This is a genomic window from Verrucomicrobiia bacterium, assembly GCA_023953615.1.
Lineage (GTDB): Bacteria > Verrucomicrobiota > Verrucomicrobiia > Limisphaerales > JADLHS01 > JADLHS01.
In genome coordinates, this window is sequence record JAMLJH010000001.1 from 2,132,112 (window position 1) to 2,151,612 (window position 19,501).

At 58.8% G+C, this 19,501-nt stretch carries 12 protein-coding genes; 2 read left to right on the plus strand and 10 right to left on the minus strand.

What is annotated here, in order from left to right; genetic code table 11:
* Positions 1–12 precede the first annotated feature (12 nt).
* The 9 genes from M9920_09050 to acpS form a co-directional block, all read right to left on the minus strand.
* The gene (locus M9920_09050; protein MCO5052436.1) at positions 13–267 is read right to left on the minus strand and encodes a PEP-CTERM sorting domain-containing protein; all 255 of its coding nucleotides are present in this window, start codon (positions 265–267) and stop codon (positions 13–15) included.
* A gap of 126 nt (positions 268–393) precedes the next feature.
* A complete protein-coding gene (locus M9920_09055; GenBank protein MCO5052437.1) occupies positions 394–1,998 on the minus strand; it encodes an autotransporter-associated beta strand repeat-containing protein in 1,605 nt (534 codons plus the stop codon).
* A 170-nt stretch (positions 1,999–2,168) separates the two neighbouring features.
* On the minus strand, positions 2,169–3,155 hold the full coding sequence (locus M9920_09060; protein MCO5052438.1) for a tyrosine recombinase XerC: 987 nt from the start codon (positions 3,153–3,155) through the stop codon (positions 2,169–2,171).
* Positions 3,145–5,940: a DNA topoisomerase III gene (locus tag M9920_09065; GenBank protein ID MCO5052439.1), complete on the minus strand. Its 2,796-nt coding sequence runs from the start codon at positions 5,938–5,940 to the stop codon at positions 3,145–3,147. The genes M9920_09060 and M9920_09065 overlap by 11 nt, the downstream gene beginning before the upstream one ends.
* A 148-nt stretch (positions 5,941–6,088) precedes the next feature.
* A complete protein-coding gene (locus tag M9920_09070) occupies positions 6,089–8,947 on the minus strand; it encodes a VWA domain-containing protein (protein ID MCO5052440.1) in 2,859 nt (952 codons plus the stop codon).
* A gap of 151 nt (positions 8,948–9,098) precedes the next feature.
* On the minus strand, positions 9,099–12,500 hold the full coding sequence (locus M9920_09075) for an Eco57I restriction-modification methylase domain-containing protein (protein ID MCO5052441.1): 3,402 nt from the start codon (positions 12,498–12,500) through the stop codon (positions 9,099–9,101).
* Positions 12,501–12,809: 309 nt separating this feature from the next.
* Positions 12,810–13,301 (minus strand): hypothetical protein, encoded by a 492-nt coding sequence (locus M9920_09080; protein ID MCO5052442.1) that lies wholly within the window; start codon positions 13,299–13,301, stop codon positions 12,810–12,812.
* A 54-nt stretch (positions 13,302–13,355) separates the two neighbouring features.
* The gene (locus M9920_09085) at positions 13,356–16,418 is read right to left on the minus strand and encodes a hypothetical protein (GenBank protein ID MCO5052443.1); all 3,063 of its coding nucleotides are present in this window, start codon (positions 16,416–16,418) and stop codon (positions 13,356–13,358) included.
* A 151-nt stretch (positions 16,419–16,569) separates the two neighbouring features.
* Positions 16,570–16,947: a holo-ACP synthase gene (gene acpS, locus M9920_09090; GenBank protein ID MCO5052444.1), complete on the minus strand. Its 378-nt coding sequence runs from the start codon at positions 16,945–16,947 to the stop codon at positions 16,570–16,572.
* A 96-nt stretch (positions 16,948–17,043) separates the two neighbouring features.
* On the opposite strand from acpS, the gene M9920_09095 reads away from it, so the two are divergent.
* Positions 17,044–17,658 (plus strand): ACP phosphodiesterase, encoded by a 615-nt coding sequence (locus M9920_09095; protein ID MCO5052445.1) that lies wholly within the window; start codon positions 17,044–17,046, stop codon positions 17,656–17,658.
* Here M9920_09095 and M9920_09100 read toward each other — a convergent pair.
* Positions 17,618–18,358 (minus strand): pyridoxine 5'-phosphate synthase, encoded by a 741-nt coding sequence (locus tag M9920_09100; GenBank protein MCO5052446.1) that lies wholly within the window; start codon positions 18,356–18,358, stop codon positions 17,618–17,620. The genes M9920_09095 and M9920_09100 overlap by 41 nt on opposite strands.
* 96 nt (positions 18,359–18,454) lie before the next feature.
* On the opposite strand from M9920_09100, the gene M9920_09105 reads away from it, so the two are divergent.
* Complete coding sequence (locus M9920_09105) at positions 18,455–19,255, plus strand: TIGR00282 family metallophosphoesterase (protein ID MCO5052447.1); 801 nt, start codon at positions 18,455–18,457, stop codon at positions 19,253–19,255.
* The last annotated feature ends 246 nt before the right edge of the window (positions 19,256–19,501 follow it).

The window sequence follows — 19,501 nt, forward strand, 5'->3', positions numbered from 1 at the left end:
ACCGTGAAACGCTTAATCCCCAGGCGGGGCCGAGAGTCGCTCGGAATTTTTAGCGCGGCGGGCGTGCCATAACACCCCCAGGCCCAAGGTGACGATCGCGATGCTGTTCGGCTCGGGAACCGTCACGAGCGGAGCCGGGACGAGTTGCGCTTTACCGGGTTCAGGGCGAGGCGTTTCCACTCGAATCGGATCGGACTCGACCCGCGCGGGTTGAGCGTTGGCGGATTTCATCGTCAGATGCAGCAAACAAACGATGGCCGGAATCATGGCCGCGGTGGTTTCAAAAACTTGCGCCGTACGTGATTTCTGCCGCTGCACCCGACCAAACCGTCGGTGGGCAGCGGCAGCACGCTTGCTGGCTCGCAAAAAAGACGCCTTAAACATGAAACGACACTATGTCTGCCAATTTCGTTTTATCCGCTTGATGTAAACCAAGCTGAACAACCCGAGGCCCAACAGGACCATCTTGCTGGGTTCAGGCACGACAATCGGTGTATAGGTTAAATTCAATTGTTGCCCGTTACCCGAAAGCTCAACAGCAAATTGCCCGCCATCATGTGAATTCATGAAATTTCCCGTCACTACAGTGAAGGCCGAACTGGCATCGCCCCCGCCAGCGAAGGTGATTCCTCCCGTCGCTTCGAGAAAGGTCCAGAGGTAATTTTGCGTCGGATCGAAGTTGGCGGCGAGGCCGCGCGTTCCCGCAAGGGTGAAGGAGGTGACATCAATGATGGCCGGATTGCCTGGCGAGGCCAGAAGCATCAGGTTGCCGTTGACCCGCAACAAATCCCAACCCGTACCCGCCGTGCCGGACGTATCAGAAAGATCCCAACGATTGATCCCACCGCCGAACCACGCGAGATTGCCAATGTTCAAAGTGCCAATTTCATAACCGGCGGAAATGGTGCCGCCGGGGCCATTGGTAACCCAACCGCCAATCGCGCCAATACCCATAACCACCCCGGAATTATTGACTGAAACCGGTCCGCTGCCGGTGGCGCTACCGCTGGAATTGGCCACGATCAGTTGACCGTCGTTCACCTGCGTTCCCCCGGTGTAGGTGTTGGCGGAAGTGAGGAACACATTACCCGACGTGGATTTAATTGCCGCCACCGCGCCACCCAAATTGCCCGAAACGGTACCCGCTTGAAGTTGGTAAGGGGTGCTTCCCGCGATGCTGCCTCCGGTACTGGAAATCGTACCACCGGACAGGGTCACGCTGCCTAAGTTGAGATTGTAATTACCGAGGTTCAGCGTACCGCCGTTGACGGTGAGCGGGCCTGAACCCAAGCCGCTGGCTTTACCGAGCGTTACGGTGCCGTCGTTAATGGTGACTCCGCCCGAGAATGAATTTGCGCTCGTGCCGCTCAAAGTCAGTGTCCCGGAACCGTCTTTGGAGAGGCTGCCGGCGCCTTGAATTGAACCAGTCACCGTCGTGTTGAAGCCGCCACTGAAGTTCAAGTTGTTATTATTGATCAGGTGCAACGGGCCACTGGCCGTGATATTTCCAGCATTGGCGTTCCACGTCTGGCTCTGGCTGATGGTAATGTCGGGCCGCAATGTTTGCGAATTGACGCTGTTGTTCACGATCCCGCCTGAACCCAAAAGCAGATTGTTGTTGTTGATGTTGCCCTGATAATTCAGCGTGAAGCTGGCGGCACCGGCCGCGATGGCAAGGCTGTGAATGTAGTACCTGCGATCCAAAACCGGAGTGGTTTTCCGGGTGCCGGACAGGATGATATCCGTATTGAGCAGCCCCAAGTAAGAATCTATTGGCGGTCGTGCATTGCCGACCCAGTTTTGTGCGCGTCGCCAGGTGCTGTTTCCATTCCCATGCCCGTCCCAAGTGAAGGTGGCGGCGGGAGTCAGCGCCGGGATCACCAGCATCCCCGCGATGAGCAAGGCGACGAGGTGGCGACCCAGAATTAAGGGTTTAAGGAATAGTGCGGCTTCGTTTGGTTTGAAACTTGAAACCTCTCCCTTGAGCGTAACTGGCATAATTAATCTTCTCAGATTTTCGGTTTGCCTTGTGATGCGACCTACCAGGGGAAAACTTGTGGCGAGTCCGCTCGCTCAATTTAACCTCCTTTACAAGGCGAATCAGTGGCTCGTCTTTCGTCGGAAAGCAAACCTCCTGACGGGGGCGTTACTTGCAAACTTGGTGCCAATCAGGCGCGCGGATGGGCGCGGAGATATGCCTGCTTGAGCCGCTCGGTCGAGACGTGGGTGTACACCTGCGTGGTGGCGAGGTGCGCGTGCCCCAATAATTCCTGCACACTGCGCAGGTCCGCGCCGTTATCCAATAAATGCGTGGCGTAGCTGTGGCGCAGCTTGTGGGGCGTGATCGCGGGGTCCAATCCGGCGCGCATCAAATAGGTCTTGAGCCGGCGTTGCAACATGGTCCGGTTGACGGGACCGCCGCGACGGGTTTCTGAAACAAATACCGGGGATTTCCCGGGGGCGCCCCCGGGGCGCAGTGACCAATAATGTTTAATCGCCAGCAAAGCTGTCCGAGCAATGGGCAATAAACGCTCCTTCCGGCCCTTGCCGCGAACGCGGATCATTTGCTCGTTCCAATCAATGTCTTCCACCTGCAAACCGACCAGTTCGCTGATGCGCAATCCGCACGAATAAATGGTCTCCAGGATCGCCACGTCACGGTAGCGCGCCACCATCGAGATTGGTCGGCCGGCGCTTTTTTTTCCCGTGTCAGTGCATCCCTCCAGCGGCGCGTGCAGCAGAGCCTCCATCTGTTTGACGGTCAGAAACTGGGGCAGGCGTTTGGGAGGCTTCGGCAGCGCGACGTTCTTGATGGGTGACGTTTCCACCGTGCCTTGGCGGATCAAAAATTTGTAGAACGATCGCAACGCGGAAAAGCGCAACGCAATGGCGGCGCGGCCCAGGTTGTGCCGTCCGAGAAATCGCAGGTAACTGCGGAAATCGTCGCGTTGCAACTTCGACCAATCGGGTGGGGTCTGTCGTTCCGTGTGCAGCCAGTCAATGAACGTCGTCAGCGCCTGCCGGTAGTTGCGCTGGGTGTAAATGGATGCGCCGCGCTCGGTAGCCAGATGGACGAGAAAGCTCTGAGCCGAGTGATCCAGTGGCGGGGTCTGGGTTGCCGCTGATCCGACGTTGTTCTCAGGCTTATTCGTCATCCCGAGGCGGGAATTCAAAAGTGATTTTGCCCTTGGCATCCATGACCAGATACGCCGGAAACGGCTTCCCGGCTTTGGAGATGAATGTTTTTAGCAGGTCGCTTTTGTGGGTCGCTAAAATTTTCTGCGCCTGATCGGCAGCAATTGGCTGTTCGAGAATGGTTTTGCCGATTTTGAACTTACAGGCTTTGGTTTCCCGCTGTGAATTTTCGCAGACGTAACCCGCCTCGCTGTCGGTATCAAACACCCGTCCGCCGCACTTGGGACATTTGCCGATCACGCTCTTGCCCGTGAAATCGAGTTTGACCGGGGTGGTGGTGGATTTGGTTCTGGGCTTTTTGGTTCGTGGGGCGAACTCGAAAGCCGTCTTGCCTTCCTTGAGCACCAGGTAGGCTTCAAATTTACGGTTCGTCTTTTTGGAGACGAAATTTTTCAGCAGATCGGTCTTGCCCTCCGCGAGCAATTTCTTCATCTGCTCGGGGAAAATTTCCTGTTGCAAAATAATTTTACCGGTGCGGAAGTCGCAGGATTTTTCCGCTCCTGCTTGTTTTTCGCAAACGTAGTTCATGCCGCCGTCGAACACGCCCGCGCCGCACTTGGGACATTTGCCAAGCGGCGTTTTGCCGGAGAGATCCAGCGGGGCCGCGGCTTCGCCGTCCTTGTTCCCGTTGCCAAAATCAAACTCCACCTTGTACTCGCCGTTGAGCTTGAGCACCGCCGCGAACGGAAAACCTTGTTTGCTGCGAAAGCCCTGCAACGGTCCGATTTGTTTGTCCGTGATGAGTTTTTCCACTTCGGCCGGCTCGAACATCCGATTGCAAAGCGTTTTCCAAACGGCGAAGTCACATTTTACGCACTGAAACTGTTTGTATTTTTCGCGGATTTCACCGCCACATTTAGGACACGGGACTTTGAGCGTTCCGAAGTCTCCCGGAATGGTGTCCTGCTCGAAGGTTTTGGCGCGATCCACAATGCGCCGGGTCATCGCCTCGATGCCCTGCATGAATTGTGGGCGACTCAACTGCCGTCGCTGCATCTGGCGCAATTGAAATTCCCATTCACCGGTCAGCTCGGGCTTGGTCAATTCCTGAATCCCCAGTCCGTTCAGCAATTCCATCAGTGAAAACGCTTTGGCGGTTGCCTGCAATTCGCGTCCGTTGCGATGCACGTAACCCTCCAGAATCAACCCTTCAATGATCGCGGCGCGTGTTGCGGGCGTGCCCAGACCGCGTTCGCTCATGGCTTCGCGCAGTTCATCGTCATCCACCAATTTTCCCGCGCCTTCCATGGCGGAGAGCAGGGTGGCTTCCGAGTAACGTGGCGGCGGCTTGGTGACGTTCTGCTTCACCTCGATGTGACTCGTTTGCACGCGCTCGCCCGGTTGCACGGGCACGAGCTGCGGCGCGTCGTCCTGCGATTGCGCTTCCTTTCCGTACACCGTCAACCACCCGGGTTTGACCAGGACTTTTCCGGAGCTTTTGAACGGCTCCCCTTCGACACGCGTGATCCGGGTGGTTTCCAGAAATTCCGCCGCCGGATAAAAGATGGCGAGGAAGCGCTTGGTGACCAGATCGTAGAGTTTGTGTTCGAGTTCGGACAAGCTTTTGGGCGCTTGCGTGGTGGGGATGATTGCAAAGTGATCCGACACTTTGGCGTTGTTGAAAATACGTTTGTTGGGGCGCACCCAGCCGCTTGTAAGAATCTGGTCCGCAAAAGTGCTGTAACCTGTCTCCCCGGTGAGCATCGTCAACGCGCTGCGCACTGTGGGCAGGTAATCCTCCGGCAAAGCGCGGGAATCGGTGCGGGGATAGGTCAGCGCCTTGTGTTTTTCGTAGAGCGCCTGCGCGATGCTTAACGTGGTCTTGGCGCTGAACCCGAAGCGCGCATTGGCATCGCGTTGTAAACTGGTCAGATCGTAAAGCAACGGCGAGAGCGAGGTCGTGGGTTTGCTTTCCTCGGTGACGATGCCAGGCCGGCCCAGGCATTGCGCTTTAAGCGCCTCCGCTTTGGCCTGCTCCCAGATGCGTTCGGCCCGGAGCTGTTCGTCTTCGGATTTGGCGAATTTTTCATCAAACCAACGGCCAACGTACTGGCCGGCGGCCGCGTCAAACGTGGCGAGCACCTCCCAGTAATCCCGTGGCACGAACTCGCGGATCCTCTTTTCGCGTTCGACGAGGATGGCCAGCGTCGGCGTCTGCACGCGCCCGACTGTTGTTTTGAAAAAGCCGCCCAGTTTGGAATTGAACGCCGTCATCGCCCGCGTGCCGTTGATGCCCACCAACCAGTCCGCCTCACTGCGGCTCGTCGCGGCATCCGAAAGCGGCTGCATGGACTCGTCCGACTTGAGCGCCGCAAACCCTTCGCGAATGGCGGCAGGCGTCATGGATTGCAACCACAACCGTTGGATCGGCTGTTTCGCTTTCGTGTAACGGACGATGTTGCGGAAAATCAACTCGCCTTCGCGCCCGGCGTCGCAGGCGTTGATCAGTTGGGTGACATCATCCCGCTTGATCAGTTTCTTGAGCACCTTGAGCCGGTTCTCATTTCGCTCAATCGGTTGTAAATCGAAATGCGGCGGAATCACCGGCAGACACTTGAACGTCCATTTGCCGCGCGTGGCCTCGACCCCTTCCGGGGCGATCAATTCGAGCAGATGCCCCACGGCCGACGAAATGATGTAAGCGTCATTCTCGAAGTAATCCTGGTGCTTCTGAAACTTCCCGAGCGCCTTGGCGATGTCGCTGGCGACCGAGGGTTTTTCGGCGATGATCAATGCTTTGCCCATGTAGCGTGGCAGACTTGTAAGCCTCAAAAGCCGCGGATGGCAACTCATTTCTGCGAGTGACCGAGGCGCAAGTTTGGGTGAATCCACAAAAATACGGCCATTTCACCCCTTTTTTTGAGCGATTAGCGATTCGAGCGATTTTATCCGGTCAAGCGGAGGGTGGGCGACGTCGCGCCCGGCGCTTTGCCTCGAGCAACCGGCTGGTGGTTCGAGCTTCCTCGACCGGTTCTGGCGAGGTCTCGGTTGCCGGGGGGGAGTGGACCGCGACCGACGCTTCCCCGGTCACGGCGGCGGTCGGTTTTTCCAGTGGCGCAATGAGATCAAAGCGTTGTTCGCGTACTGCATTGCGCCGCGAAAGCAACGCGGCCAGTGACGGAGCGGTATCCAAAACCGGTTGGGGGCGGTGCCAGAATGGGAACCAACTTAAAACCCGGCGCGCGAGCCGCTGGAGTTCTTCACGATCTGGTTGCACGCGGCGCAGCCCGACATCGAGAACGAACGCAATGATGACGAACCGCAATAGCCATTCCCACAACTCCTGGGCTTGAAACGTCTTGATGCGTCCGTGCGCAAACGGATCGCTTTCGGGCTGCGTCGGGTCCAGGATGCGCCCGCCGGTCAATTCCGCGAGCCGGCGCAGTAGCGACAGATTGGTGCCGTCGGTGGTGAGTTCAGGTGAATAGGCCAGACTCGTGCCCACAATCTGCTGGCCGACGGGTTGATCGTTTTCCATTTGCAACACGTTGGCCAGGTACGCGCCCGATTCAGTTACGGCAAAGTCGCTCTCGTAACGACCCGGTCCGGTTTGTTGCAGCTTCACGGTCTGCTTGCCGCCGCCCGGCGCAACCACCGTCGCTTGAAAGGTGAGGAAGTTTTGGAAATCACCATGGGCGTCCAGGGCTTCAACCGCGATCCGGCCCGTGTTGGATTCAATCCGCGCCTCGGCGGTAAAATCCGCGTGGCCGAGTCGGCGGAGACTCCATTGGCCCACTTGGCGCCAGAATTGTTGATACTGCGGCCACGCCAACCAGTGTTGCGCCCATTGGCTGCGCGCGTCAGAAGTGAACGCCACGGTGCGCCCCAACCCAAACTGCCAATGCGCCAGGAGCGGATCGCCTTGGTCGGTGCTCAGTGGCAGTTCCGCGCGCGGTTTCGGTTCCGTGGCGACGTGACCAAGCAGTTGCGGATACGCATCAGCGGCGATGCCCCGCACCGGTTCGGTGGCAGCGGTCAACTTGGGCTTGAAGGGGTTTTCATCAATAGCCGACTTCAACACGACGGCGGTTTCCTTGATGAAGATCTGCGGCAGGGTGGTTGGTTGCGGGATGGGGTAAAAGCGTCCCTTGCCCACGTTGGCGATTTGTTGCAATAAAGGGTCGTTCAAATCCTCGCCCAAGCCCACCGTGGAAATGGTGATGCGCGCGTCCGCCATTTTTTGAGTGATTCCGGGAAAGTCGCCATCATTGGAAACGCCATCCGTCAGAATGATGCAATGTTTCAACGCGGCTTTGGCGCCACGCAGCATTTCGTAGGCGCGCACCATCGGTTCGTACATGCTGGTGCCACCCATGGCTTCAAGGCGGCTGATGTCGTCCATGATCTGCCGGCGATTTTTGGCGGGCTGCAGATCCACAATGACGTGCGGTGCTCCGTCAAAGGCGATGACGCCCACGTAATCATTATCCGATAACGCTTTTACGGCGCTCATGGCCGCGCGACAGGCCATGTCAATTTTATCGCCCGTCATGCTGCCCGAGCGATCAATCACCAGCACCAGTGCGCCCGGTGGCAGCACCTTTTTGCTACTCAATTCCATGTCCACCGGCAGGATGGTTTCCAACGACGTGCCGCGATAAGCGCCCGCCGCGTAAGTGTCCGGTCCGCCCACGCAAACGAAACCCACGCCGAAATCGCGCACGGCCGTTTCCAGTTGCCCCAGTTGTTCCTGGCTCAAGTCGCCCGCTGCCACGTTGCAGAAGAAGACCGAGTCGTAGCTGTTCAATTCGGCGAGCGACTCGGGAAAGCCCTGCAGGTTGGCCAGACGCACGTCCAGACCGGAAGCCTGCAACGCCGTGGCGAGCGGACGGTCCTCGCTCGGCGCGCTGGAAATCATGAGCACCCGCGGTTGCCCGCGCACCCAGACAAAACCGAGCGCGCGGTTATCCTGCGGCAAGTGGTCGTCCGGCGCCTCAATCCGCACGTCGTAATTGTAAAATCCCGGTTCGGACAAAGTTTCGGGAAACGTGAACAAATTCTTGCCCGCCTCCAACGCCACCGCGCTTTCCCCGAGATAACGATCGTCCCGATAGAGTTGGAGTTTGGCGGTCGTGGCAGTTGCGGCTTGCACGAATATCTTTACGTCGAACGTCTGGCCCTTGGCCAGCGTGGTGGGCAGTTCGAGACGTTGCAGGGTGACGGCATTATCGCGTTTGGCGCCGAGCGGCACGACGTCAATGCTCACGCCGCCGGCTTTCGCCGAGGTGGCGACACTGAGGGCGTCGTCCAGATTTTCCTGACCGTCACTGAGCAGCACAATGCGGCGCTGACCAGTTTCAGGAAACGCGGCCGTGGCGAGCCGGAGCGCCGCGCCGATATCCGTGCGCTCGGTGGCCACCACCCCTTGAATCGAGGGCAGATCAAATGCGGTGCGCGGCGTCGCTTCAATGGCTGCGTCCGTGCCGAAAATCACCGTGCCCGCGCGATCCGTGGTGGGCTTTGATTTGGCGACCTGATTCAACCAGCGCACGGCTTCGGTTTGTTGGGCGGCGGGAACACTCTCCGAGCGGTCCAGCACGAAAAAGACGTTCATGCCCTCGGTAGGATGTTGCGCTTCCAAGCCGGCGAGTGCGAGCAGGAGCGCGGTGATGACCCCCAGCCGGATCGTCGCGGACAGCCAGCGGCGCACGGGACTCAACTGCGCATCGGAGGTGCGCGCGAGCCAGATGATCCACCCCCAGGCGGGCGCGATCAGCCACAACCAATGCGGATGTGAGAACTGGAACATCATCCACCGACAATCTAGGCAAGCCGCGCCGCAAAGTCATCCTCCCGCTCCTATTATATTATGGCGCGAAGTTCGTTCAAGCGCCGGACGACAAACGGTGGTTTATAGAGCGCATTGTGAGTGCGTCCGTCCGCTGCCGCTTTCCTGCTGGGTGTCAGTATGGATGGGCCGGCGCGGCGGGCACTTTTGCATCCGAGGCAGTCGCTGGCTCGGCCTCGCGCTCGACGATTTTGATTTCGTCCTCGGTCAGGCCGTAGAGGTCATAGACGAGACGGTCAATTTGCGTGTCCGTGGCGGCGATCTGACGTTCCAGCACGGTCTGCTCCTGCGGCGTGCGCGCGGCGGCCAGTTGCTGGTGCAACGCCAGCATGACTTCCACCAGTTTTACCATCCGGTCGTGCGCGGCGTTGTCGGCGTCATTCGAAAAGTCAATAACGCGAACGGGAACTTTCTCCATGTATTGATAAATCAGCCGATAACGGAATTCACCTGCACGCGTGCCAAACGGAATGCTGAGGTTGCTGATCGTAAACCAAAACAACCGACTGTTCAGAAAGCCCAGCAGATAAAGATCGTCCGTGCCAAGGCAATAGGCGGTGTTGGCGAGATAAATTCCCGTACGATCCACGCAAAAGCGCGGGCCTTTGCAGATATCCGGGAAGATGATCTTCGGCGCGTCGAGATGGTGGTAGTAGTCGCAGGGGCGAAGCTCCCACCAGTAATCGCCTTGGTCTTGCCGCTTCCTCAAAGCCGGAGCAAACGGTGCCAGATGCGCAGCCAGCTTCGGGTATTCATCGCTGAACCAACTCCAGGCTGATCGCTCGGAAACATCTACCGCGCCCTTTCCAGCCTTGACCATCTGCCCACGGGTCCAGCCGCAGGGGATGACGATCAGGAAACGTCCGTCGTCTTTGATGAGGTAACGCCGGATGTTTTGTCCGCCAAGGAACGGTTTGATGAGTGCTCGGCTTTCCGGTGATGACTTGGTCAATGCCGCTCGTTGTGCCGCTGTAATCTCAAAGGCTTCGTTTAGTCCGGTCTTCAGGCCATAGAACATCTTTCGCACGACGTAGTCGCGTAACGGCTCACCCGCCTTCATCACCTTGTTGAACACCGCCGCTTCGGCGTCCGATTTCAACGACCACGCTTCCGGTGACAGCCGTCCGTGGGGAATTGTGAACTTGTTGGCGGCGACGTGCTCAACGAGTTTCAGGTTTTTCAGGGAGGTGACCTTGGCCACTTCCACGCGCGATTGCTTCGCGCCTTTGGCGAGCAGCGGAATGCAGACGTAGGTGTCCTTGGCGTGGGCGAAGACCGCAAGACCGCCGAAGTCCACAATGCGAACAACCGCAGCGTATCGCTTCAACGCGCGGCGGAGCGGTTCGCCGTAGGTGGCCCGCAAGAAACTGCTCGAAACGATGATGCTGAACAGGCCGCCGGGGCGCAGCAGCCTCACGCCCTGCTCCATGAAGTAGGCGTAGAGATCAGCCACGCCATTGAACGCCTCATAGTGTCGCCTGAAGTAATCCTTGAAACGGGAAAGCGATTCCTGCCGGACGTAAGGCGGATTTCCAATCACCGCGTCAAAGCCGCCTTCCCATTCGGGTTCAAGCAACCGTGGTGGCGGCACGGCTTTCGGCGCTTTGGTCTTCTGGTAGTTGAAACTGCCGTGCAGCGGCACCCCGGGCATGATGTAGTCCAATGGCGCGGCGGGCGTTTCGTGTAATTCCATCGGTGCGGATTGGCGGCGGAAGATTTCGGGGAATTCCGTTTGCCAGTCGAAGACGTTGATCCGGTAGCGTTCCTCGTCGGTGAGCAGTTGCAGTTCGGCTTGTTGATAAAAATCCGGGCCGATGAGCGAGTTGCCGCACTTGATGTTGTTGCCCAGATCCGGCAGCGCGCGTTCCGCGAATAGTCGGAAAATGGTCTGGAGGGTCTGTCCTGTCTCGCCTTCCAGCACCTTGAGCAGCAGCGAGAGTTTGGTGACTTCCACCGCCTGCGCGTCAATGTCCACGCCGTAGATGTTGGCGAGCAGGATGCGTTTGCGCTCGGCGATGGTCAGTCGCCAGCCTTTGGCGGTTTGCACGAGTGCGGGCCGTCCGCCTTTGGCCCAGTGCGCGGGATCATGCGCCAGATAAAATTGCAGATGCCAGTCGAGCAGGAATTGATACGCGCCAATGAGGAACGAGCCGGAGCCGCACGCGGGATCGAGGATGCGGAGTTTCGAGACACGATCGAGAATTCGGGTGGCGTCGCGCGTGGAAATGGCAGAGGAGAAAAGGAAAGAAGGAGCAGAGGAGAATGAAGCTGCCACGGCGGCGGTCTCTTTTTCTCCCTTTCCCCCTTTCTCAGTTTTGCCTGATTCAGTCGGAGTCTCCTTGCGTCGGCTGCCACAATCATCCACGAGTTTTCCCACCGTCTGACGGACGATATAATCCACGATGTAGGTGGGCGTGTAATAGACGCCGCCGGCCTTTTTCACCTCCGGCTTGTCGTCCACCACGGCGCGGTGTCCTTCAGTCAAACGGATGACTTTACCGAGGAATTGCTCATAGACCTGCCCGAGGATGTCCGCGCCGAGGACGGAGAATTCGTAGGGGCTTTCGGGATAATACAGTCCGCGCAGGAGGTCGCGCAGAAGTTTGTCATCCACCTCGAGATTCAGCGTAAGGTCGTCCGGAGTTTCCCCGCGCCCCGGCTCCTTTTTGAAATGAAACAGACCGGAGTTGTAGCGATCGTCGGCCTGCTCGAAGAGGTTGGCGAGTCGGGGATAAATGCGGTCGCCATTGAGCAGCGCGCGGAGCCGCCCGTAATCCTCGATGCCGCGATCCTCGCAGATGCGCAGAAAAATGATCCGGTCAATGATGCGCTGCACAGCGAAGTTGAGTTCGCGCTGGGTGAGCCGGGGGTTACGAAGCGCGAGGTTTTGGGCCAGTTCCTTGCGCCAGCCTTCAATGGTGGCGAGGAAGTCCTTGTCAAAGCCCGAAGTGCCACGCTTGGTTTTGGTGGATTCGGCGAATTTGTCGAACCCGCCCTTGAGGACGGCGTCGCGGCTGAAGCGTTGGTAAATCCAGTCCCACTTCTCGGCGTAGTCGCGGAAGGTGCAGTAGAAGATGCGCGCGGCGCTGGCGGAGTCGTTCTTGGCCGGCTTGATGCGTCCATCATAGACGGCGAATTCCTCAAAGTCGGAGAGGACGCTCAACGGAAGCGAGGCCGAATACGCATAGCGGCGCAATTGGTAGGCGGCAGCCGGCTCGTCTTTGATGGCGACCGACGGCTTCTTGGCTTCGAGAAAGAATTTGCGCGTGCCCCCGATGCAGAAGCAGTAATCCGGGGCCTTGATGACTCCGGCGACGCGGATTTGATCCTCATGGATGACGTCCTTATAGGCTTCAGCGAAACCTTGGACATTATCAATGTCCCAGCCGAGCATCTTGAAGAAGGGATCGAGAAATTCCCGGCGCACCTGAGTCTCGTTGTAATGGCCGGACTTGTAGGCGTCGAGCTGTTGCTCGAAGCGGGCGACAAGTTCCAGAATTTCCCCGGGCGCGGGCATGGGTGAAGATTAGTGATGCGCCGAGCGGACGTCGAGTCCGCGCGTCAGGCTAAAGCCGGACATGCGCCGCTTGCGGTGCGGCCTCAGCCGGCACGATTCGATTGGAGTTTGGGTGGAACGGGCCACTGGCCCGTTCGGTCGGGCTACCAGCCCGATAGCCGAACGCAAAGTATGCGAACTCAATGGTGTGCGATCTCCGTGCACTCGGCTGGGCGGCAGGTTGCTGCCCAGAACGGCCAAGTTGGCCATTCCACCCGGACCAACTGCATCGTTCCGGCTCAGAGCCGTTCGCGGCCGGGGTTGGTCCGGTCATTGAAAGAAAGAATTGAACACCGCCAGGGACTGCTTGATCTCCTGTCGCTTGGCTTCCTGGACTTGCGGATTGGTGGCTTTCGCGTAGTCGTCGCTCAAGGCGAGGAATGGAATCAGCCATTTGTGCAGTTCATCGTGCGCTTTTCCTTCCATGGTGCAATGCGTCACCAAACCGCTGAGATTGTCCTGAATCGTTTTGGCCAGCGTCGCCGAATTTTGTCCGGGTTGTTGATCAAAATTTTGCACAGCCTGCTCGATGTTCCGCAGGTAACTCATCATCGGCGTCGGCACGGACCATTTCTGGCCCTGATCCAGTTCCAGTGGTTTGCCGCTGTGATGGTGTGCCGTTGACTGGCAACCAGCCGTACCCCAAACCAGTCCCGCAATCGCGAGGAACGAGATAAGTTGACGCAACGATTTGAGTCGTCTGCGATTGCCGGGCACAAAGTTGATCGCCATGCTGTCACCGTGCGGCGTTTTGCGCGACATCGCTTTGACCTGGGTCAACATTACCGCCTGACGGACGTACTGGCCCAGGTAAGGTTAGGGCGCGTTGAGCCGGAAGAATCGGCGCGGTTCGGTCAGATTGATGGTGTGGGGACTGTTGGCGCCGGGGAGGTTCGTGTAAACGCCGGAGGCTTCGGGCGCGCTCTGCAACCGGAACGTGGGGTCATCCCAACTCAAGGTCAAGGCGCTGCCATTGAGCTGCCAATGCAGCGGAATGGGCGCGGCCACCGTTGGCACCGTCACCGCCGCGACGAAGGGGGAAGCGGCTCCGCCCGCGATCATAAATTCGCCGCCGACGTAAAGATTGGTGCCCGCCAACACCAGGGCGTTGACGGTTGGATTTTGCAAGCCGCCGACGCCGGAGCCGATGGCGCTCCAACTGTTCCCATCCCAATGAGCGAGGTGATTGGCGCTGCTGCCGCCCGCTTCCGTGAAATCACCGCCCGCGAACAGATCCCGACCGGATGCGGCCAGCGCGTTGACCCAGTTATTCATACCGGCGCCGAGTTGACTCCAGTTTCCGCCGCTCCATTTCGCGATGTGGTTGGCGACAACTCCGCTGGCCTCGGAAAACGTGCCGCCGACGATCAGCTCGGACTTAAAGACGGCCAGGGCGCGGACCGGAGCTTCAGTCCCGGACGCCAGCGCGCTCCAGTTCGTGCCATTCCATTGGGCAATGTAATGGACCGTTACTCCGCCCGCCGCCCAAAACTCGCCGCCAGCGTATAGATTCCCGCCGAGAGTGACCATGGCCCGCACGCGGTCGTCCATGCCCGTGCCCAATGCGTTCCAACTGTCGCCGTCCCATCGGGCGATGTAGTTAACTTCCAGTTCGCCTGCTTTCCAGAAATCGCCCCCGGCGTACAGCTCATCGCCATCCGCCAACAACGAGTACACGCGCCCGTTCAATCCCGTTCCCAGCGCGCTCCAACTGGTGCCGTTCCATTTGGCGATGTTCGCGGCGGGAACGCCCCCGGCCATCGAGAACTCGCCACCGACATAGAGATTGTCGCCGGCTACCGCGAGCGCATACACCGACGGATAATCAAATTCGTATGCCAGACCACTTCCGAGTTTCTGCCAGTTTCCGGTATCCCAACCAATGATGCGCTGGGCAACGTTGGTGTTCGTGTGTCGAGAGGCGGCATTTTCACTGAACACATCGCCGATGAAGACCTGGTCGCCCAGCACCGCCAGCGCGTTCACGGGATGGTTCACACCCAGATTGAGACTGCTCCATGCGGAACCATTCCATTTGGCGAAGTGATTGGCCGCGTTGCCGCCCATCGAGGTAAAATCGCCACCGGCGTACACTTCATTTTCGGAGAGCGCCAATGCGTACACGCTGTAGTTCGCGCCAGTGTCGAGTGCGCTCCAGGTTGTCCCGTCCCATTTGGCAATACGGTTGGCTTCCTGCCCGCCAGCGGCGCGGAAATCGCCGCCGACATACAGATCGTCACCTGAAACAGCCAGGGCCTGCACGGCGTCATCGGTACCGGCGCCGAGCGAGGTCCAATCGTTGCCATCCCACGCGGCCACATAATTAACCTCAGTTTCACCGGCCATTTGGAAATAACCGCCCGCGTAAAGGGTGTTCCCGGAGGCGGTCAGAGCGATAACCACATCGCTCATGCCTTCTCCGAGCGCGCTCCAACTGCTTCCGTTCCATTTGGCGATGTAGTTGGCCTCAACCGCGCCTGCTGTGGTGAACCAGCCTCCGGCGTACAGATCATTACCGATGACGGCAAAGCTCGCCACCCAGTCATCCACTTCCGCGCTGAGGGCGCTCCAAGAGTTGCCGCTCCACTTGGCGATATGGTTTGCCGTCACGCCGCCCGCACTGCTGAAGCCGCCACCGACGTACAGATCGCCATGCAACATCGCCAACGCATAGACGGCTGGATAGTCGTAAACATCGCTATTCACTCCCGCTCCCAGCGCGCTCCAGGTTGTCCCGTCCCATTTGGCGATCCGGTTTACGGTAATCGGCGTGCCTTGACTGTTGCTGACGGTGGTGAATTCACCACCCGCGTAGAGATCCCCGTTCACCAATAGCAGCGTCCAAACGACGGGTTCACTCCCGCCCACGCCGCCTCCCAAACTGTGCCAGGCGACGCCGTCCCATTTGGCGATGCCGTTGGCAATCACATTGCCGACAATTTGGAATGAGCCACCGATGAAGAGGTCTCCGTTATCATCCACGGCGACGGCGTTCACTTGCGCGTCCGTTCCCGGCAGCGCGCCCAGGCTGATCCAATTGGCGTCACTGAAGGTTGGATCAATCCGAATCGGGTAAGCCGCACCGGCATCGTTGACCAAAAGCACCAGGCTTGAGCTGGAGTCCGAAGCCTCCCGTGGAGTTGCCGATCGGACTTCCATTCGCGCCGGCAGTTCTTTGCCGGTCGCATCGGTCACGCGCAACCGGTTGTAAGCGATTTTTCGTCCGGATGCGGTCAATACCAGTTGAACTCCGGTTGGCGTCCGTTGCGCCGTCGCTCCGCTCACGGCCAGATCCAGACGTAATTCTCCGGCGCCCGCCGTAATCGGATTGACCGGGAACGGCCTCTCCAAAACCACGAAATCCTGCCGCACTCCGTCCATGCTGACGGAGTATTCTTCGATCAAACCGGGCCGGGTGAACTTCACGATTGGTCCGTCGGTGGTAACGCTTCCCGCAGTGGGTAGTTGACATTCCGCATTACAGAAATTTGCGCGGCCAAATTGAAACCGGTTCGCCTTCGAGTTTTCGGAAGCATCGGTGCGCCCAATCGCTGTTGCCAGAACTCGAAAACGGTCTTGGGTGGAATCGTTCACGGTCGAAGTCAGCCACAATCCCGCGCTGGTGGCTTCGGCCTCCAAGCGCTGGAATGCACAGCGCAATCGCGCGCCGTTCTCGGCCGCGGTTACGGTCAGTCCATTGCCTTGGTATTCCGCCGTGGCTTTGGTGCCGATCTGATCCCAGGGAATCGTTTTGGCAACTGGGCGCGCTTCCACGGCGACGGCCGGTTGCGGAAGCGGCAACGCGGTTGCGGCCAGCGCCAGCAGCGCGATTCCGCAAGTTGGGAGCGACGGGAGTTGGGTGACGATAATGTTTTTCATAATGCTCTTATGGTTCGGTGACCGCATTTGGTTTTTCGCGGAAGAGATGCGTCGTTTATAGCGCAATTGACCGGGGAGGCCAGTAAAATTTTTAGCGAGCGCAAGCGGATGAATGATTTGATTGTGATTTGAGCGCGTGGTGACGGAAGCGTCAACCTTCCAATAGCGCCACAGCGGTCGCGTAATTGTGCGTGTGACTCAGTGTGATCAACAATTGTCTGGCGTGGCGCGTGGTGAACAGCGTTTGGCCGCCTCCGTGCAGAACGATGAACGGCTCGCCGGAATCCTTCCGGCAAACCTGCATGTCCAGCCAGCCAAGCTGCGCGCCGATTCCGGTGCCAAACGCCTTGGCGATGGCTTCCTTGGCGGCAAAGCGCACGGCAATGTGCGGCGCGGGATTTTTATAGCCGTTGCAATACGCGATCTCTTCCGGTCGCAAAATGCGTTGCAGAAAGCTGTCGCCGAAGCGTTCGAGCGCCGCGCGGATGCGCTCCACTTCGGTGATGTCCGTCCCGATGCCAAGAATCATGCTGGCAGTATTGTGCGGGTGCGCGCTTGACGGGCAAGCAAACTTAACCTACTTGCAGCAGATGCGGTTTTCCAATCATTGCCCGGAGGCAGCGCCTTGAACTGGCTGGCTCACGCCTTCCTTTCGGAGCCGACGCCGGCGTTCCGACTCGGAAATTTGCTGCCCGATTTTCTGAACGCCACCGAATTGGCGGCGCTTGATCCACGGTTTCAATCGGGCATTGCGCGTCATCGCTGGATTGATGGCTTTACCGATCGTCATCCCGTCGTTCGCGCCAGTGTGCAACGCTTTTTACCGCCGTACCGCCGCGTGGCACCGGTGTTGGTGGATGTGTTCTACGACCATTTTCTTTCGGCAAGCTGGCCGCAGTATTCCCGGCAGCCTTTGTCGGCATTCGTGAGTGAGGTTTACCAAAGCTTCGCGCCGCATCAAATGCACCTGCCGGAATGGTTTGGTCCGGTTTGGCGTCAGATGCAAGTCGAGGATTGGCTGGGATCGTATCAGGATTTCGCCGGACTGGAACGCACGCTGGGGCGAATGGAGCGACGCTTTCGCCGGCGCGTGGATTTGGTTGGCGGTTTGGCGGAACTGAAACGGCATTACGCCGCATTGCAAACCGACTTCCAACAATTCTTTCCCGAACTGCTGGCGGCCCTGCCTGACGCCGGGGTCAGCCGCGGTAATTTTGCAGCAACGCCAGCATCTCCTTGACCGCGACGGTCAGCCCCGCGAAGACCGCGCGGCTGATGATGCTGTGGCCAATGTTCAATTCCACCAGATGCGGAACCTGATGGATGACCGACAGGTTCTCGTAGTTCAGACCGTGTCCGGCGTTGACTTGCAATCCGAGCGCGTGCGCCTGGCGCGCCCCGTTGATCAAGCGCCGCAATTCCACCGCGCACCGGGCGGGATCATGAAAAGTTTCGGCAAACTGGCCCGTGTGGAGCTCGATGAATTGCGTGCCGGTGCGGGCGGCGGCGGCAATTTGATTTTCATCCGGGGCGATGAACAAACTCACCTCGATGTTGGCGTCGTTCATGCGTTGCCGCGTTTCGGTGAGGGCCGCTTCGTGGCCCGCGACATCCAGTCCGCCTTCGGTGGTGACCTCCTGACGACGCTCGGGCACGAGGCAAACGATGTCCGGTCGCAGTTCGATGGCGAGGCGGACAATTTCCGGCACGTTCGCCATTTCGAGATTCAAGCGGGTGGAAATGGTTTCGCGCAGTTTCCACACGTCGCGATCCTGGATGTGCCGCCGGTCTTCGCGCAAATGCGCGGTGATGCCCTGCGCGCCCGCCGCTTCGCAAACATGTGCCGCTTCCACCGGCGAAGGCTCGCCTTCCGTTCGACCGCGATAACGCGCTTCGCGGAGCGTGGCGGTGTGATCAATGTTGACTCCGAGTTTTAACACGTATGGCAGTGTGGGACACGCCGCGGGGGATGCAAATGAGAAATGCGCCCGATTCTGTGCGTGCCAGGGCCTGGGGCGGTGGGCTAGCTTCGCATGGTGAAAATTCTTTTCATTGGAGACATCGTGGGCGAGCCCGGCCGCCGTGCCGTGCAGACTTTGCTGCCCAAGCTGCGGGAAGAACACGCGGTGGATTTTGTGATCGCCAACGGTGAAAATTCCGCCGGCGGCAATGGAATTACCCCGCGCCTCGCCACGGAATTGTTTGGCGCGGGCATTGACGTCATTACGAGCGGCGACCATTTATGGGATCAGAAGGAAGTGTTGGAATTGTTGAACTCGGAACCGCGTTTCCTGCGACCGATCAATTATCCCGAACACACGCCGGGGCAGGGCGCGGGGATTTTCGACATCAAGCGAGCGCGATCGGATGCCGCCGGTCCAATTCGAGTGGCAGTGCTGAATGCGCAAGGTCGCGTGTTCATGGCCGCGCTGGAAAATCCGTTCAGCGTGGTGCCGCCGGTGATTGCGCGGCTCCGATCCGAGACGAAAATCATCTTCGTGGATTTTCATGCCGAGGCGACCTCGGAGAAAATCGCTTTGGCACGCCTGTTGGATGGCACGGTTAGCGCCGTTGTGGGGACGCATACGCATGTGCAGACCGCCGATGAGCAGATTTTTCCGGGCGGCACCGCTTACCTTAGCGACGCTGGTTTTACTGGTCCGCATGAGAGTGTGTTGGGTCGGGAGATAGAGCCAGTCATCAAACGCTTCGTCACCAACATGCCGCAGCGGTTTGAAGTGGCGAAGCACCGGATTCTGCTCCACGGCGCGCTGGTTACGATTGATGCCGCTACCGGTCACGCCCGCCAAATCCAGCGCATTTCTGAAGCTTTATAGCTTTCCGGACCGGGGCGCGGCGCCGTGAGGATATTGTTTGCGGGCTGCGGAAAAATCACCCGTGGCGTGACCCCGGTGCAGTTGCGGGTTTTCAAGACAAACATTGTCTCGTGCTTCTCGATCGCTGTCTTTAATTCGCGACGTGATGTTATTCGGTTGCGGGGTTGAGTTAGTCCTCGCGGAGATTTTGCGCGGATTTGGCGCCGAAACATTGGAAAAATTCCCCGGGGGGCTACCGGATTGGCA